General features: G+C 71.0%; 10 protein-coding genes. All 10 read right to left on the bottom strand.

Annotation, left to right across the window (positions count from 1 at the left end; translation table 11 throughout):
* Positions 1-12: 12 nt before the first annotated feature.
* The 10 genes from R0232_RS33915 to R0232_RS33960 all read right to left on the bottom strand — a co-directional run bounded on the left by R0232_RS33915 (position 13) and on the right by R0232_RS33960 (position 16,055).
* Positions 13-378 (bottom strand): DUF3325 domain-containing protein, encoded by a 366-nt coding sequence (locus R0232_RS33915; RefSeq protein ID WP_208513077.1) that lies wholly within the window; start codon positions 376-378, stop codon positions 13-15.
* Complete coding sequence (locus R0232_RS33920; protein ID WP_431510843.1) at positions 378-2,051, bottom strand: PepSY-associated TM helix domain-containing protein; 1,674 nt, start codon at positions 2,049-2,051, stop codon at positions 378-380. Before R0232_RS33920 ends, R0232_RS33915 begins: the two co-directional genes overlap by 1 nt.
* Positions 2,048-2,353 (bottom strand): DUF3649 domain-containing protein, encoded by a 306-nt coding sequence (locus R0232_RS33925; RefSeq protein WP_431510844.1) that lies wholly within the window; start codon positions 2,351-2,353, stop codon positions 2,048-2,050. The genes R0232_RS33920 and R0232_RS33925 overlap by 4 nt, the downstream gene beginning before the upstream one ends.
* 162 nt (positions 2,354-2,515) lie before the next feature.
* Positions 2,516-3,871, bottom strand: a complete 1,356-nt coding sequence (locus R0232_RS33930) for an esterase-like activity of phytase family protein (RefSeq protein WP_431510845.1) — start codon at positions 3,869-3,871, stop codon at positions 2,516-2,518.
* A 73-nt stretch (positions 3,872-3,944) separates the two neighbouring features.
* On the bottom strand, positions 3,945-6,302 hold the full coding sequence (gene pbpC, locus R0232_RS33935; RefSeq protein ID WP_431510846.1) for a penicillin-binding protein 1C: 2,358 nt from the start codon (positions 6,300-6,302) through the stop codon (positions 3,945-3,947).
* A 20-nt stretch (positions 6,303-6,322) separates the two neighbouring features.
* On the bottom strand, positions 6,323-12,346 hold the full coding sequence (locus tag R0232_RS33940; RefSeq protein WP_431510847.1) for an alpha-2-macroglobulin: 6,024 nt from the start codon (positions 12,344-12,346) through the stop codon (positions 6,323-6,325).
* A 115-nt stretch (positions 12,347-12,461) separates the two neighbouring features.
* Positions 12,462-12,938: a DUF2269 family protein gene (locus R0232_RS33945; protein ID WP_208513843.1), complete on the bottom strand. Its 477-nt coding sequence runs from the start codon at positions 12,936-12,938 to the stop codon at positions 12,462-12,464.
* On the bottom strand, positions 12,935-13,312 hold the full coding sequence (locus tag R0232_RS33950; protein WP_431510848.1) for a DoxX-like family protein: 378 nt from the start codon (positions 13,310-13,312) through the stop codon (positions 12,935-12,937). The genes R0232_RS33945 and R0232_RS33950 overlap by 4 nt, the downstream gene beginning before the upstream one ends.
* Positions 13,309-14,427 (bottom strand): saccharopine dehydrogenase family protein, encoded by a 1,119-nt coding sequence (locus tag R0232_RS33955; protein WP_431510849.1) that lies wholly within the window; start codon positions 14,425-14,427, stop codon positions 13,309-13,311. Before R0232_RS33955 ends, R0232_RS33950 begins: the two co-directional genes overlap by 4 nt.
* Entirely contained in the window at positions 14,424-16,055 is a 1,632-nt protein-coding gene (locus tag R0232_RS33960) for an FAD-dependent oxidoreductase (protein WP_431510850.1), read from the bottom strand. The genes R0232_RS33955 and R0232_RS33960 overlap by 4 nt, the downstream gene beginning before the upstream one ends.
* Positions 16,056-16,209 lie beyond the last annotated feature (154 nt).

The raw sequence follows: 16,209 nt of genomic DNA on the forward strand, positions 1-16,209 counted from the left end.
CCACGCCGCAGGTCAATCGCCCAGCGCGGCCAGCACCAGGCACCCGAGCCCCGCCAGCACCGCGATCGCCGCGGCCGCCGACGCCACCCAGTGGAAGCGGCGCGGCGCGTAGCTCAGCAGCCCCACCACCGTCTGCGCGGCCGCCGTGAGCGCGCCGAGCCAGAGCACCCAGCCGATCGAATGACCGGCGGCGCGCAGGCTGGCGACGAGCGACAGGCACAGCGCCACGCTGCCGCCGAGTTGCAGCCAGCGTCGCCACGGGCCGGGCGTGCTGCCGCGGCCGAAGACGTCCTCGCTGTGGCGGTCCATCGCGAGGCCCAGCGCGCAGAAGCCCGCGAGCGAGGCGGCGAACACCGTCGCGATCAGCAAGGCATTCATCACGATCCCTGGCCCGAGGTGGCGAGCGAAGGCGAGTCCACCGCGTCATCGGCCGGGTCGGCCTTCGCGGCTTTCTTCGCCGAAGCGCTCGAGGCTTTGCGCCGCTTGCGCTCCACCATCCAGGCCGCGCCCGCGAGTCCCAGGCCCAGCGCGATCGACACCAGGTCGAAGCCGGCGATGGCGCTCGGTCCCGAGCGCAGGCTGACCGTGAGCGGCGCGGGACCGGTGAATGCGTTGAGCACCGGCAGCAGCGCGAACAGCAGCGCGCCTGCGGCGAGCTGCGCCTGCCACATGCGCAGCGTGGGCCGCGCGAGACCCAGCAGCGCGGCCGCGCCCCAGACCGCGAAGAACCAGCCGATCTCGGCCGCGCCGCGGTCGGCCGTGTCGAACGGCACCAGCCGGTTGGCCCAGAAGAAGGCGGCCATCGCGAGCGGCAGGCCCGCGATCGCGCCGAGGTTGAGGCCGTCGACCAGCCGCAGGCCGAAGCTCACGCGGCCACCTTGCTTGAGCCGCTTCGCGAACTTCTGGCGCTCCTTCACGGCCCACAGCAGGAGGCCGGTGGCCACCATCAGGCAGCCCGCGAGGCCGGAGACGAAGAACAGCGCGCGCAGCGGCGGATCGCCGAAGCGGCCGATGTGCAGGCCGTAGAGCACGCTGCGCGTCTCGACGGCGGGCCGCATGCTGTCGCCATAGGCACCGACCAGCGCGCCGGTCACGCCATTGAAGACCATCGACGGTTGCTCGGACCCCAGTTGCGGCCCTTCGGCGCGGCGCACGATGACCGTCGCGTTGGCATCGTTCGGCGAGTTGACGGTGAGGCGGCCGACCGGCGCGCCGCCCCAGTGCGCCGAGGCCTGCGCGAGCATCGGTGCGACCGGTGCCATCGGCGCCTTCTGGCCCGCGGCCTTGAACTGCTCGCGCACGCCGCCCGCGAAGGCCTCGGAGAAGAAGGCCTGCGTGCCGCCGCTGTCCTTGTAGGCCGCCTGCGGGCCCCAGGGCATGTACATGAACATCAGGGTGACGAGGCCCGTGTACGTGATCATCGCGTGATAGGGCAGCGCGAGCACCGCGGTCGCGTTGTGCGCGTCGAGCCACGAGCGCTGGCCCTTCTTCGGACGGAAGGTGAAGAAGTCCTTGAAGATGCGCTTGTGCGTGACGATGCCGCTGAGGATCGCCACCAGCATGAACATCGCGCAGAAGCCGACGATCCAGCGACCCCAGATCGCGGGCATGTAGTGCAGGTCGAAGTGCAGGCGGTAGAAGAACTCGCCGCCGCGCGTCTCGCGCACCGCCGCCGAAGGCTGGCCGCTGGCCGCATCGAGCACCGCGCGGCCGAAACGGTCGCGCCGGTCGCGCGGCGGCGAACCGGCCGGCGGCGCGGGCCGGGTCCAGAACAGGCTGGTCGAGGGCTCGCGCTCGGTCGGCAGCGTGATGAACCAGCGCGGCGAGTCGGCCGCGTGCTGCTGCAGGTAGGCGTAGGCGCCCTCGGTGGCCTGCACCTGCGGCACCGGCGCGCGCGACAGGCCGTGCAGCTCGGGCTTCATCCACAGCGTGATCTCGTCCTTGAAGTACGAGGCCGTGCCGGCCGCGAACACCATGAACAGCACCCAGCCGACCAGCAGGCCCGACCAGGTGTGCAGCCAGGCCATCGACTGACGGAAGCCTTCCTTCATGCGCCCGCTCCCGGCGTCGGCAGCACCAATAGCAGCGCACCCAGCGGCACCGCGGCGATGACCAGGCCGATCCAGGCACGCCACGCGCTGCGCGCCGCGAACACCCACATCACCGCAACCGCGAACACGAGGAAGGAGGCCAGCGTGCCGGTCATCGCGGCCTCGCTGCGCGCCATGCCGAAGGCCGCAGGCAGGCACAGCGCGAGCGCGGCGGCGGAGAGCGCGGCCACGCCGTAGCCGCCGGCGATGGCGGCGACGGCGCGCGAGGCCACGCCGAGGCGGTAGCGCAGGCCGGCGCTCACGCCGCGCGCCGGACGGCGTGCGAAGTCGTTCGGGAAGTCATGGAAAAAGGGGAAAGGCCAGGGCCGGGAGAATGAGAATAATACTCATCTGGCACGATTTCCCCAAGGAAACACCCTGCTATCTCGACCCGGACGCAGGGCGATAGCGGGCGTTCCTGCCCCTCACTTCGCCTGCAGCAGCGCCCCCGCCTCGAGCAGCACCAGCTCGTTGTCGTCGGCCTTGTTCGGCTCGCGGCTGCTCGAGAAGGGCAGGTTGTTGTCGTTGCCGACGACGATGTGGGTGGCATCCACCACGTCGACGTTCTCGATGGTGAAGAACGGGAACTTGAGCACGCCGTCGTTGAGCGGCTTGCGCGCGAGCTTGTCGGGGTCGGCGATGTTCAGCAGGTCGATGTAGCCGATCTTGCGCACCGGGCCGCCGACATTGGCGTCGCTGAGTTCGACCTTGTAGACGCGCTTGAACTTCGCGATGTCGTGGAAGCAGTCGGTGCGCTTCTGGCCTTCGGGGCAGGCCTTGTCGCTGGTGCCTTCGCCGTTGTCGCGCTCGATGATCAGGCCCGTGGTGCCGTCGATCATGTTGAAGTCGCCGATGGCGTTGCCGTTGGCCTCGAGCACGTACTTCCAGTGGCGGCCGGTCCACTTCTCGCCCGCCACGTCGAACTCGAGCACGCGCAGCGCTTCCTTGCCCTCGACCTTCTCGAAGTCCTTGGCCTCGGCGTTCCACACCGGGCCTTCGAGCAGCGCGTAGAGCTTGCTGCCGTCCTTCGAGGCGGCCATGCCCTCGAAGCCCTTGGAGCGCTTGATCTGGAAGTCGACCGCACCGCCGGGCACGCCGGGCGTGGTCACGGCCGGGTTGTCGGGCGAGCGCACGACCTTGCCGTCGACCTGGGTGTCGAACACGGCGAGCACCTTGCCCTTGAGGTCGGCCTTGATCAGGTAGGGACCGAACTCCTCGCCGATCCACAGTGCGCCGCCGGCGAACTGGAAGCTCTCGGGATCGAAGTCGGAGCCGGTCAGGTAGCGCTGCTTGCTGCCCTCGTGGACGATGCGGAACGGCACCTTCTTGTCGGGGTCGTGCAGGAACACGGTGGCCAGGCGCTGGAACTTGCCGCTCTTGAAGTCGACCTTGTAGTGGTTGAGGTAGAGCATGAAGTCGGGCGAGTTGGCCTTCGCGCCGGCACCGTTGTCGGTGAGGATCCAGAAGCTGCCGTCGTCCATCTTCTTGATGCCCGAGTGGCCCTGCAGCGGCTGGCCCTTGAAGGGCAGCGACACGCCGGTGCCGCGGCCGCCCGAGAGGCCCTCGATGCTGCCGATGGCTTCCACGCGCTTCGGCGTGGTGAACTTGCCGCTGACCTGCAGGTCGGCCGGCGCATCCTTGGGCGCGGCGACGAAGCTCTGCGCGGGCAGCACGGCATGGCCGGCGAGGGTGGCGGGGAAGGCGGTCTGGGCCGAGGCACCGGTGGCGGCGAACGCAGCGGCGGCGGCCAGGGCGAGGAGGGAAAGGCGCGTCTTCTTCATGGAGGTCGGGAGTCCGAGTCGAAAACGCGAGACCTTGCCGACCACGCGTGACGCCGCGGTGACATGACTGCCACTAAGGTGCGATATCGACGATCACTTCACGCGACTCGGCCCGGCCTTGATCGTCGACCACGCGCAGCACGTAGCGCCGGCCCGACTCGGCCAGGTCGGGCATCCAGGCGAGGCCCTCGCCAGGCGCGGCACGGCCGACCAGCGCATCGTCGGCGAACCAGTAGAGGGTCTGCGTGCCCGCCGCGGCCTCGGCGCGCAGCACCAGCGGCTCGGGCCTGGCCACGCGCAGCGTGTGGCGCACGCCGCGCAGCGGCGAGCTGATGAGCGGGGCGGCCTCGGGCGCGCCCGCGTCCTTCTGCTCGCAGCCGTCGGCGGGCACGCTGGCGCGCGGCAGGCCGGCCTGGCGGAACAGGCGGCGCATGTCGCTGCCCCATTGCTCGACCACCTGCTGGCGCGCGTTCGGCTGCGGACCGCAGACCACCTTGCCCGTGGTCTCGTCGACCCACACGGCGCGGTGCAGGTTGCTGACCTGGATCGGCGACTTGCCGGCGATGAACCAGGTGCGCGTGCGCACCGGGCACAGCGCATCGGGCAGGCCGCCGGTGGCGGCGCAGACCTCGACCTGGCGCAGGTTGGCCGGCTGCGTGACGGCGACCTCGCCGGGATCGAGCCGCTCGGCGCGCAGCGCGTCGACCATGCGCAGGAACAACGGCGCGGCCGCGTCGACACCCACCAGCGCGGGGTTGCTGCTGCCGTCGAAGTTGCCGACCCACACCACCAGCACGTGGCGACCGAACACGCCCGCGGTCCAGGCGTCGCGAAAGCCCCAGGAGGTGCCGGTCTTCCAGGCGATGGCGGGCCGCGCGGGCAGGGTGGTGTCGGGGCGCGGCGTCTGGCGCAGCATGTCGAGCGTGATGAAAGAAGCCTCTTCGCTCAGCAGCCGCAGCGGCTGTGCGGGCCGCTCGTCGGGCGAGGGCTCGGTGTAGCGCAGCGGCTGCGCGATGCCGCCATTGGCCAGGGTGCCGTAGAGGCCCGTGAGCTCCTCAGGCGTGACCTCGCCGCCGCCGAGCACCAGCGCGAGGCCGTAGTGCGATTCGCTCTGCAGCTTCTGCACGCCAGCCAGCCGCATGAAGTCGTAGAGGCCCGGCTTCGAGAGCTTCGCGGCCACCGCGACCGCGGGCACGTTGCGGCTGCGGATCAGCGCCTCCTGCGCCGACAGCGGCCCCGCGAAGCGGTGGTCGAAGTTCTCGGGCGTGTAGGGACCGAAGGCGGTCGGCGCGTCCTTCAGCATGGTCTTCGGATGCAGCAGGCCCTGGTCGAGCGCGAGCGCATAGATGAAGGGCTTGAGCGTGGAGCCCGGCGAGCGCTTGGCCTGGGTGCCGTTGACCTGGCCCGCGATGGCGTCGTCGTGCCAGTCGGCCGAGCCGATCAGCGCGCGCACCTGCATGGTCGAGGCATCGAGCAGCAGCGCGCTCGCGTTGTTCATGCCGACGTCGGCATGCGTGCGCAGGTACTGGGCCATCACGCGCTCGAGCGTGGACTGCATGCGCAGGTCGAGGGTGGCGCGGATCTCGACCGGCGCGGCGACACCGGCATCGCTTCGCGGCTGCGCGAGCAGCATGTCGGTGAGGTGCGGCGCCAGGAAGGGCAGGCTGCCGCGCGACTGCGCCGAGAGCACGAGCTGCGCGTCGGGCGCATGCTGGCGCGCGGCGGGATCGCGCTCGGCCCACAGCGCCCAGAGCCGTTCGCGCGCGGCCTGCAGCTCGGTGTTGCGGCCGCGCTCGGCGATGCGCTTGACCGGGTTCTGCGGAATCACCGCGAGCGTGAGCGCCTCGGGCAGGCTGAGCCTGGCGGCATCCTTGCGGAAGTAGATCAGGCTCGCGGCCTGCACGCCCTCGATGTTGCCGCCGTAGGGCGCGGTGTTGAGGTAGGCCTCGAGGATCTCTCGCTTGCCGTGGCGCGCCTCGATCCACAGCGCGGCGGCGATCTGCGCGACCTTGCCGCCGGCCGTGCGGCTGTCGATGCCATAGAGGCGGCGCGCGAGCTGCATCGTGAGGGTGGAGCCGCCCTGGCGGCGCTCGCCGCTCGCGATGCGCCAGGCGCTGCGCACCAGCGCCGCGGGATTGACGCCCGGGTGGGCGTAGAAGCGCCGGTCCTCGTAGAGCAGCACCGCGTCGATCAGGGTGGGCGAGATGCGCTCGAGCGGCACCCACAGCCGGTACTGCTCGTCGGCCGCGAGCGTGAGCCGCAGCAGCTCGCCGCCGCGTGCGTAGACGGCGCGCGAGCTGCCCACCGTCTCGCTGAGCGGTGCATGCGGCCACAGCCGCAGCAGCGCGAGCAGCAGGGCCAGCAGCACGCCCGCGATCAGCAGGCGGCGACCTCGGCCTCGCCATGCGGAACGTGCGCGCGTCGCGGTCATGGGTTCGCTCCCGCCTCGGCTCAGTTCGCGACCACCTGGAAGCGCGCACCGGCCGAGCGCGCGTAGATGCGCCGGTCGTACATCGCCTCGCCGTAGGCCGCGGGCACCACGAAGTCGCCGACGTTGGTGGCGCGCGCCTTGTAGGTCACTTCGAGCAGGTTCTTGTCGACGCTGCCGTAGAACACCACGCGGTCCTCGCGGATGTCGGCGTACTGCACCTTCCACGAGCCGTTGCCGCCCAGGCGCTTCTTCCAGACCGGCGCGTCCGCGTTCTCGCCCTCGGCATCGTCGCCCACGGCCTGCAGCACGGGCTCGAGGCCGCCGGGCAGCAGATCGACCAGCGCCACGTCGGCGATCTGCGGCCGCTCGAGGCTGCGCACGCGCACCCGCACCGTGACTTCTTCGCCGAGCTTCGCCTTGGTGACCGGGTTGCCCTTGGCGTCGAGCACCTCGTGGAACACCTCCAGCCCCTGGTTCACCGCGGTGTCGGGCAGCTTGCGTTCGAAGCCCTGCTCGGTCCAGCTGTAGTAGAGGTTGAAGTCGCTGTCGTTCGAGAGGCCCAGCTTCGCGGTGCCGGCGGGCACGGCGGCGCGCGCCACCGGATTGACCGCGCCGAGCGCGAGCGCCGCGGCCTTGCCCTGCGCATCGATGGCCGAGGCCGTGAGCTTGCCCTCGGCGTTCTGCGCCACGGCGTCGAAGTAGGCATCGACCGCCATCAGCATCGCGGCCGACGACAGGCTGTTGTACCAGCCATCGCGCACCATGCCGGCCATGCCTTCCCACACGGCGGGCTTCAGCGTCTTGAGCCGCACGGGGAAGTGCCGGCCCACCAGGTGCAACATCATGCTGTCGTGCACCAGCGGGTCGTAGTAGCGGCCCCAGACGTTGCGGCGCTGGTTCTTCTCGCTGCGCGCGAGCAGGTCGGCCCACACGGGGTTGAGCAGCTCGTTGGCCACCTGCTCCTGCTTCACGAGCTGGTAGCTCGCCGCGAGGTAGACGGCGCCGAGGTCGTCGCTCCAGCCCGCAGCCTGCTTCGACTGCTGGTTGCGCCAGGCCTCGCGCAGGTTGGCCAGCGCGGCCGGCACCACGATGCCCTGGCGCGTCAGCAGGTAGGCAGCCTGCGTGCGCTGGCGCCAGCCGTCGAGCGACGAGTCGCCGCTGCCGAGCCAGCCCTGCAGGTAGGTGTTGGCGCGCTGCAGCAGGTCCTGCGGCACCGGCAGCTTGTGGTCGCGCGCCTCCACCAGCAGGTGCACCGCATAGAGTGTCGCGAACGGATCGGCACCCGCGCCGGGCCACAGCGAGAAGCCGCCGTCGGCCGTCTGGCGCGCGCGCAGCTGCACGAGGTAGCGCTCGAGCGTCTTGCGCGTCTCGGGCAGCGGGCCCTGGTCGGCCGCGCGGCCGCGCGCCATTTCCTTCAGCAGCTCGGGCCGGCCCGCGAGCAGCACGGCCGGGAAGGTCTGGCTCGTGATCTGCTCGGTGCAGCCATGCGGATAGGCCTCGAGGTATTGCATCAAGCCGGTGGCGAAGGCCCAGGGCGCGGCCGACACCGCGAGGTCGCTGCGGCGGAAGTTCGGATAGAAGTCGCCCTTGCTCGCGATCTCGCCAGCACGCTGGAAGCTGCCGGCCTGCACCAGCGAGACGAAGGGCGAGGCGGGCCGCACGCTCACCTCGGTGGCGAGCCGTGCGCTGAAGTTCTTGTGCGTGGAGGTGAACACCAGCGCCGAGGAACCCAGCACCGCTTGCTCCCCGGGCTTGGCGCGCACGTTGAACTTGGTGCTGGCCTCGCCGCGCTCGTTGACCTTGAGCGTCTGCGTCGCATCGCCGACCACCTCGAGCCCGCCCGAGGCGGTGAGCGTGAGCGCGATGGGCGCTTCCTTGCCCGAGCCCGCGATGTTGTTCGCCAGGCCCACGCCGACCTCGACCGTGTCGCCGGGTGCCATCGCGAGCGGCGCGTTCGGCAGGATCACCATGTCGCCGCGCACCGTGGTGCGGGTGCTCTTCGCGGCCGTGGTCTCGTCGTTCACGGCCACCGCCATCACGCGCAGGCTGCCGTTGAAGCTCTCGGGCACGGTGTAGCTGAACTCGCGGCTGCCGTTCACGTCGACCAGGCCCGACCAGTAGGCCACCGGCTTGTCGCGCTTGCGCTTGAACGGATTCAGGTGCTTGCCGAGCTCGCCTTCGCCGTCGCCGCCGGGCGCGGCGCCCTGCATCAGCTTCTTGAACTCGGGCAGGATCAGGTCGAGCGTCTGCAGGGTGCCGACCTCGAGCGCGCGCTTCTGGAAGAAGTGCTTGAGCGGGTCGGGCGTCTTGTAGCGCGCCACCTGCAGGATGCCCTCGTCGACCGCGAACACCACGGCGCGCGTGGGCTGGTCGCTGGTGAGCTTCATCTTCACGGTCTGGCCGGGCTTCACGAGCTCGGTGCTCGTGAGCTGCAGGTTGGCCGTGCGCTTCGACAGGCTGGTCGCGAAGGGCGCGATGCCGTAGGACAGCGGGCTCATGTAGACCTCGTCCGAGGCCGGGTCGCGCACGAAGTGCACGTTGATGTAGCCGGTGCCCTCGAAGTCCTTGGGCAGCACGATCTTCTGCACCGAGGCGGTCTTGTCGGTCTTGAACCAGGCATGCGCATAGACCTTGTCGCGCTCGATGGTGATGAGGCCGGCGCCGACGTAGGGCGCGCGGATGCTGACCTCGATCTCCTGTCCGGGCTCGTAGTCCTTGCGGTCGAGCGTGAGCTGCAGCTCGGCGTTGCGGTCGAGCGAGCGGCTGACGTTGGCGTTGCCCGCCACGCTGTACTCGACGCGGTTGAGCTCGAGCCCGCCGGCATTGCGCACCACGTAGGCGAAGTTGCCGGGCGTGCCGGTGTCGAGCGCCACGTTGTTGCCGGCCGCGGCGATGGCCAGCGGCTTCTCGTCGAGCACGATCTCCTTGCGGCGCGATTCGTAGCGGTACAGGCCGTTGTCCTGCTTGATCAGCACCGACAGCACCTTGCGCTCCACGCGCTGCAGCACCAGGTCGGCCACCGCGGTCTTCTTCGCCTGCGGGTCGATCGCGATCACGTGCCCGTTGCGCGCCGCGCCCTTGCTCACGTAGCCGGTGTCGCCGTCGACCTTGACGCCCACCAGGTAGGGCAGGTCGCTCACCAGCGTGCGCGCCTCGGCCGACACGCTGCGCCCGCCCTCGGGCTCGAAGGCCTTGGCCAGCACGTGCACCTGGTAGGTGGCGGCCTCGAAGCGCGACAGCCGCAGGTCGAACTCGGCCTTGCCCTCGGCGCTGGTCTGCACGCTGCCGAGGTCGTCCACCTGCTTCTCGGCCGCACGCTGCGGATCGAAGAAGGCGTAGTCGGCGAAGGCGCGGAACACCGGGAAGGCCGGGCTCAGCGTGAGCGTACCCTCGACCTTGCGGTCGGGCGCGGGCGTGCCGAACAGGTTCTGCACGTCGATCAGCGCCTTCATGTCCTTGGGTTTCACCCAGCCTTCGGCGATCTCGCTGCTGAGCTTGGCCGTGACCTTGGTGCGGTCGGGCAGGAACTCCTGCACCTTCACCGTGGTGCTGCCCAGCAGCAGCCCCTGCACCTCGGGCGCGCCGGGCGAGGACTCGCGCGGCAGGTAGAGGTTGACGGTGTAGTTGCCGGTGGGCGAGGTGTCCTGCGTGGCATGCGCGATCTCGGCCGCGCCGCCGGGGCCGAGGCGCAGCTTCTCGCGCCGCACGCTCAGGCCGCGCGCATCGATGATCTCGGCTTCGAGCGGCAGGTCGCGCAGCGAGGTGCCCCAGTTGCCGGCCTTCACCATCATCGCGATGTGCATGGTGTCGCCCGGGCGGTAGATGCCGCGGTCGCTGAAGACGTAGGCCGTCATCTGGTTCGGCACGCCGGCCGCGCGCAGGCCGCCGACGTCGAAGCGCGAGATGTCGAGCGTGCGGTCGGTCTTGTTGAAGGGCAGGAAGCTCAGGTCACCGTCCTTGCGCACCACCAGCACCACCGGTTGCTTCTCGCGCTGGAAGCCCGCGAGGTTGGGCAGCTTCGCGCGGCCCGTGGCGTCGGTGGCCTGCGACGCCACGATCATGCCGTTGCGGCCCCACACCTCGACCAGCGCGCCGCCCACGGGCTGGCCGTTGGCGATGCTCTGCACGAACACGTCGCGCGTGCCGTCGAGCGACTTCTTGGCGACGATGCCCAGGTCGGTGACCAGCACCAGCCGCTCGTCCTTCTGGTCCTCGGGGTTGCCGCTCTCGGGGTTGCCCTCGTCCTCGCCCGAGGACTGTTGCTCCTCGTCCTCGGACGACGCCTCGGTGGCGTCCGCTTCGCCCTCGGGCTTCTTCTTCGCCTTGGGATCGAAGCCCTGCACCTTGAGCAGGAACACGCCGCGCCGATCGCTGATGTCGCTGCGCAGGTACTCGGCGAAATCGACCGTCTCGTAGTGCGCCTTGCCGGGCGGAATGGCCAGCGGGATCTGCTTCTCGAAGCGGTCGACCAGGTTGTCGGTGCCGAGGCCGCCGTAGAACTTGGGATGCGAGAAATCGCCGTTGCTCTGCGTCACCAGGTGCTGCAACTGCTGCGGCAGCAGGCGCCCGATCTCGACGCGCACGCCCGGCAGGTCGCGCACCAGGATCGGCAGCTTGCGCTCGCCCGACAGCGCGAGCAGCGAGCCCTGGCTCATGATCGTGAGCTCGGGCGCGAAGGTCTTGAGCAGCTGCACGCTCTGGAAGGCCGTGCCGAGCTGGTAGCCGCCGGGCGTCTTCAGGCCCTTGGCCACGCGCACCAGCAGGTAGCGCCCGCCTTCGGCCTGCGGCAGGCGGAAGCTGACCGTCTCGGTCACCTCGCGCTCGCTGGCGATGGGCTGCAGGCCGATCTTCTTCGCGCGGCGCAGCACCGCGTCGGTGATCTTCGCGGGATCGGCGGACCAGTCGAACTTGTCTTCCGGATCGCCCTTCGGATCTTCGGTGGCCGGCAGCAGCCAGGCCTGCACCAGGCGCGCCATCTCGCGCTCGTGCACCGGCATCGAGGCGCTGACGTGCATCACGTGCTCGGGCTCGCCGTTCTCGCCGGTGACGATGGTGGGCTCGACGCTCGCGATGTCGAGGCTGAAGAGGCCGGGGATGTCGACCGCGCGCGAGACGTCGTTGCGCTGGCCCGGGCCGCCCTTCTGCGCCACCGCGCCGGAAGTGAGGCTCAGCAGCACGGGGCGGGTCTTCTCGGGAATGGGCAGGGGCTCGGACTGGACCGTGGCCGTGAGGCGCAGCTTGTCGTAGCTGACCGTGAACTTCTCGCTCGCGCACTTGCCGACGCTGAAGAACGAGCTGCTGCAGGCCTGGTCATAGGTCAGCACCAGCCGCTTCTCGAACTCGGCGGTGTTCACGGGATGCGAGAAGCGCACCTGGAACAACGCGCGCCGCACGTTGGCCTGCACCGGGTCCTGGTAGAACTCGGCGCTCGCGATGCGGGCGCTGAACTCGGCCGAGCTGAAGTCGTACTTGCGCTGTTCGATCTCGATGTGCGGCGCCAGCGCTTCCTTCGAGAGCCGCACCTTGTAGGCCTGGCCCACCGGCCAGTCCTGCGCGGGCAGGAACTCCAGCTTCTTGGCATCGGTCCAGGTCCAGCGGCCCGCGATGGCCGGCTCGATGCCGACGCCCGTCGCCTCCTGGCCGACACGCGCGATCGGCGCGACCGAGGCCGAGAAGTTGATCACGACCGGATTGGGCCCCTTGTCGAGCTCGATCTGCGTGCGCGGCGGCGGCACGATCTGCGCGGTCGCCACCACGGGCTCGACGCGATCGGGCGTGAGGCCATGCCACCACTTCAGGAGCTGCGGGCTGGCCATCCACCCCGCGAACGCCAGCAGCACCAGCAGCAGCACCCAGGCGAGCCGCTGCTGCAGCCATTGCAGTCCCAGCAGCAGCAGCGCGCCCGCGATGCGCAGCCAGCCCGGGGGTCGCCAGGAACCGATGAGCCCGCGCGCGAGCGGGCGCAGGAAGCCGAGCGCGCGGCCCAGCCCGGTGAAGAGCACGTCGCTGAGCGACGCGAGTTTTCGATTGGCAACTTGAAGCATGGAGGCTCCCCCGGTGTTTTTGTCGGCGTCTGGCAGTCTGTCCGCGGTCTGTGAACCCATGGCGGCGTGTGTGAAGTCTGTGTGAAAACCGCACAGGCCCGCGCCCCGGCCCGGCTCAGGGCGAGAGCGCGGGCTTGTTCACCATGAGCCAGAAGACCACGACCATGGCCACGAAGGCAGGGTAGCCGAGCCACTCCCACCAGCGCTGGTAGCGTGCATACAGCGGCGGCAACGGCAGGCCGTCGCGCTGCGCCTGCCCGGCGATCGCGGCCATGCGGATCTGCAGCCACACCACGGGCAGCCAGCAGGCGCCCGCGAACACGAACAGCCCCAGCGACAGCGCGAGCCACGGCGTGGACAACGGCCAGCCCGCCATGTGGGCGAGCGCGAAGCCGGTGGCCGGCTGCAGGATCACGGTGGGCGTGGTGAACCACCAGTCGGCGCGCACCACCAGCCGGCTCACCACCGCCTGCGCCGCCACGCTGCCGCTGCGGTTGGCGAAGAACATGTAGAAGGCCGAGCCCAGCCCGGTGCCGACCATCAGCACGCTGGAGACGATGTGCAGCCACTTGAGGACCAGATAGGTGTTCATGGCGTGGCGCGTCGGTACAGGTGCCACAGCAGCGCGGCGATCGGCAGGTTCTTGAGCAGCGGGCCCAGCGGATGCAGCCACAGCGCCGGCTGCAGGCCGGTGGCGACGGCCGTCATGAGCAGCAGCAGGCCGAGCGCCGCGAGGTAGGTGGCGCGACCCGGGCGCCACCACAGCGCGAGACCGACGACGAGGTCGGCCGCCGCGCCGCCGACGATCAGCAGCTGCACCAGCCAGCGCGGCGAAGCGATGCCGGCCTCGGCCAGCACCCGACGGCTCTGGCCGTCGAGTTCGACGATGCTGATGACGGCCGTCACCAGCCAGACCGCGACGAGGCTCAGGCGCAGCAGGCGGTCGTCGTCGGCCGGGCGGGTCATGGCATTCGCGGCGTTTCGTCGACCACGTCCGTCACCATGCCCCAGCGCGCGAACTCGGGTTCGAACTCGGGCAGCGCGAGCAAGCCCATGCAGGCCTGCGCGCCCACCGGCAACGCATCGCCGCGCGCGAGCCGGCGCGCCAGCAGGATGGCGGCCATGCAGGGAATCTCCGGCCCATGGTTGTCGTCGGCCGCAATGTGCCAGGCGCGGTGCGCGACGGCGCCTCGTGCGTCGGTGCCTTCGACGCGCACCACCATGCCGCCGAGCGCGCTGCCGAACACGTCGAACAGGCCGCCCGTGGCATGCAGCAGCGGTGCCAGCTTCTGCGGCGCGGGCAGAACGCCGATGCGGCGCAGGGCCGCCAGGAAGGCGAAGGCCTGCTGCGTGAGGCCCACCTCGAGCGCGGCGCGAAACATCACCGACTGCACGCCGGCATGCCGCGCCTGGAAGAGTTCGAGATCGGGGATGTCGCACAGCGCGCCGCGGCGCGGGCGCATGCGCGCGAAGCGCACGGTCGAGGGCCGGGCCCAGCCGGGCTGCTCGGTCCAGCGACCGTGCTGCCAGACGCGGATCGGCGCGCCGCAGTAGGCGAGCACGCCCGCGAGCGTGGCCTCGCCGCGCGGCGCGCCCTGGGCCGGGGCGATGCAGATGTCGATGCCGCGGATGCCTTGCCAGCCGGCCGCGAGTTGGTCGACCACGGCCGAGGAGAGCGCCGGTACGGTGCTAGCGCCCGTGACGGCCGTGCGGCCCACGTTGCGGAAGGCGCCGTCGAGCGCCGCGGGAAAGTCGCAGACGAAGCGACGTCCGTCGGCCAGGTCGATGTAGTGCGCGCCGGCGGCGGCGACCGCCTGCGGCACGCGGTAGTCCTGGTTCTGGAACGGACCGGCCGTATGGATGACGAGCTCGACGCCGAGCTCGCGCAAGCCCCGCGCGAAATCCGGCGACTGCGCATCGACGCGAACGGCACGCGCCCCGCCCGCAAGCCCTTGCGTGAAGGCCGTCGCCCGTTCGAGATCGCGCCCGCCCACCAGCAGCTCGATGGCCGTATCGGCGGCCAGCGCGCGGCTGATGCGCGCGCCGAAGTTGCCGTAGCCGCCGAGCACCAGCGTCTTCATGCGAGGCTCGCTCCGGCCACATGCCCGCGCGTGAAGGCTTCCTCGAAGATCGAATAGCCCGACCAGTCGGCATGCGCGAACGACAGCCGGCCCGCGATCACGCTGCCGCGGTGGGCATCGTCGGGCGCGGTGCGCTGCGAACCGATCTGCGCCAGCAGGCCGGGCCGCGGAATGGCCATGGCATGCCCGTAGCGCGTGATCTCGATGCGCGTGGCCAGCGCGGGCAGGTCGGGGTGCGGCACCGAAAGCTCGGCCAGCAGGTCGTCGCGCCAGCCGGTCCAGGGCCGCTCGAGCAGCAGGCGGCGGCCGTCGCCCGCGTCGTAGCGGCTCGGGCCCAGCGGCCGGTACCAGCTCAGCACGGTGCCGCGCGGCGTGGGGTCGAGCGTCTGGTGGCGCGCATCGACATAGCCGAGGCCGCGCGTGCCGTAGACCACGTTGTCCCAGCTCGGTGCGGCGCCGGGGCGGTCGACCAGCGGGCCGCGCAGGTGCACGTTGGCCACCAGCCACGGCGCATGGCGTACGTGCGCGGCGGCATGCACGAGCACCGCGGGCGCGTTCTCGACCACGCGCGCGGCGACGAACACCGGCAGCGCGACGATGCAATGCGCGGCCTGCCAGCGCACCAGCGATTGCGAGGCGGCATCCCAGGCATCGACCTCGACGCCGCCGCGCACCTCGGCGATGCGTACGACCACCTGGCCCGTGCGCAGCCGTTCGCCCAGCGGCGCGGCCAGCTGCTTCGTGAGCCAGCCGTTGCCCTCGGGCCAGGTCAGCACGCCGTCGCGCTCGGGGTTGGTGTCGTTGGCGCTGCCCGACGGATCGCCGGGCGCGTGGAAACCGTGCCGGCTCGCGAAGTAGTGGATGCCGGCCCAGGCCGAGACCTGCTCGATGCCCGCGCCGTAGTCGTCGCGGCAGCAGTAGTCGAGGTACCAGCGCAGGTGGTCGTCACTGAAGCCCTCGCGGTCGAGCCAGGCCGAGAAGGCCTGCGCATCGAGCGCCAGCAACTCGGGCGTGACCGCGACCTTGAGCGTGGGAATGGCGAAGTGGGCCGCATGCTGGAGCTGGTCGATGCGCTGCGCGAAGCGGCGGTACTGCGCCTGCGTGTCGGCGCCCACGCCATGCACCGGCAGCAGGCCGTCCTGCCACTCGCCGTGGAAGAACAGCCGCTCCTGCGGGCTGTGGCACAGCGTGCGCTCGTCGTATTCCCAGCGGCCGGCCACGCGCCGGCGCAGGCCCAGTTCCTCGAGCAGGTCCTGCACCTCGCGCGCATCGTCGCCGGGCACCGGCAGGTAGTGCGCGCCGAGCGGGCAGGCGATGCCGTTGACCGTGCCACCGCGCGCATTGCCGCCCGCGCTGTCCTCGAGCTCGAGCAGCGCGAAATCGTCAATGCCCGCCAGCCGCAACGCGCGCGCCGCCGCGAGCCCCGCGACGCCGCCGCCGGCGATCAGCACGCGGGTCTTGCGCGTGCTCGCGGGCGCGCGCGACTTCAGCGTGCCGTCGCGCATCGCGTGGCCGCGCGCCATGTCGATGCCGGTGAAGCCGCCTTCGATGGGCGGTGGCGCATCGCAGCCGGCGAGCGCGAGCGCACCGGCGGCGCCGACCGTGCCGAGGAAGCCGCGTCGCCTCATGCCCATGCCGCCATCACCTCGCCGAGCCAACGAACTGCACCCGGCCTGCGGTCTGCCAAGGGCCCGCGTCGCGCGGCCTGTTCGGGAGACACCGTGGAACCGGCTTTGCCGGGCCACTGGTGTCGCCCCCGGTGAGGGGGTTGGCGAAGCGGCA

Origin of the sequence: Variovorax sp. DAIF25, assembly GCF_050711835.1 — a bacterium.
Classification (GTDB): domain Bacteria; phylum Pseudomonadota; class Gammaproteobacteria; order Burkholderiales; family Burkholderiaceae_C; genus Variovorax.

What these genes read in the sequence shown, in the direction of transcription:
- R0232_RS33915 (WP_208513077.1), bottom strand. Translation starts at nt 378, where the DNA reads ATGAATGCCTTGCTGATCGCGACGGTGTTCGCCGCCTCGCTCGCGGGC.
- R0232_RS33920 (WP_431510843.1), bottom strand. Translation starts at nt 2,051, where the DNA reads ATGAAGGAAGGCTTCCGTCAGTCGATGGCCTGGCTGCACACCTGGTCG.
- R0232_RS33930 (WP_431510845.1), bottom strand. Translation starts at nt 3,871, where the DNA reads ATGAAGAAGACGCGCCTTTCCCTCCTCGCCCTGGCCGCCGCCGCTGCG.
- pbpC (WP_431510846.1), bottom strand. Translation starts at nt 6,302, where the DNA reads ATGACCGCGACGCGCGCACGTTCCGCATGGCGAGGCCGAGGTCGCCGC.
- R0232_RS33940 (WP_431510847.1), bottom strand. Translation starts at nt 12,346, where the DNA reads ATGCTTCAAGTTGCCAATCGAAAACTCGCGTCGCTCAGCGACGTGCTC.
- R0232_RS33945 (WP_208513843.1), bottom strand. Translation starts at nt 12,938, where the DNA reads ATGAACACCTATCTGGTCCTCAAGTGGCTGCACATCGTCTCCAGCGTG.
- R0232_RS33950 (WP_431510848.1), bottom strand. Translation starts at nt 13,312, where the DNA reads ATGACCCGCCCGGCCGACGACGACCGCCTGCTGCGCCTGAGCCTCGTC.
- R0232_RS33955 (WP_431510849.1), bottom strand. Translation starts at nt 14,427, where the DNA reads ATGAAGACGCTGGTGCTCGGCGGCTACGGCAACTTCGGCGCGCGCATC.
- R0232_RS33960 (WP_431510850.1), bottom strand. Translation starts at nt 16,055, where the DNA reads ATGAGGCGACGCGGCTTCCTCGGCACGGTCGGCGCCGCCGGTGCGCTC.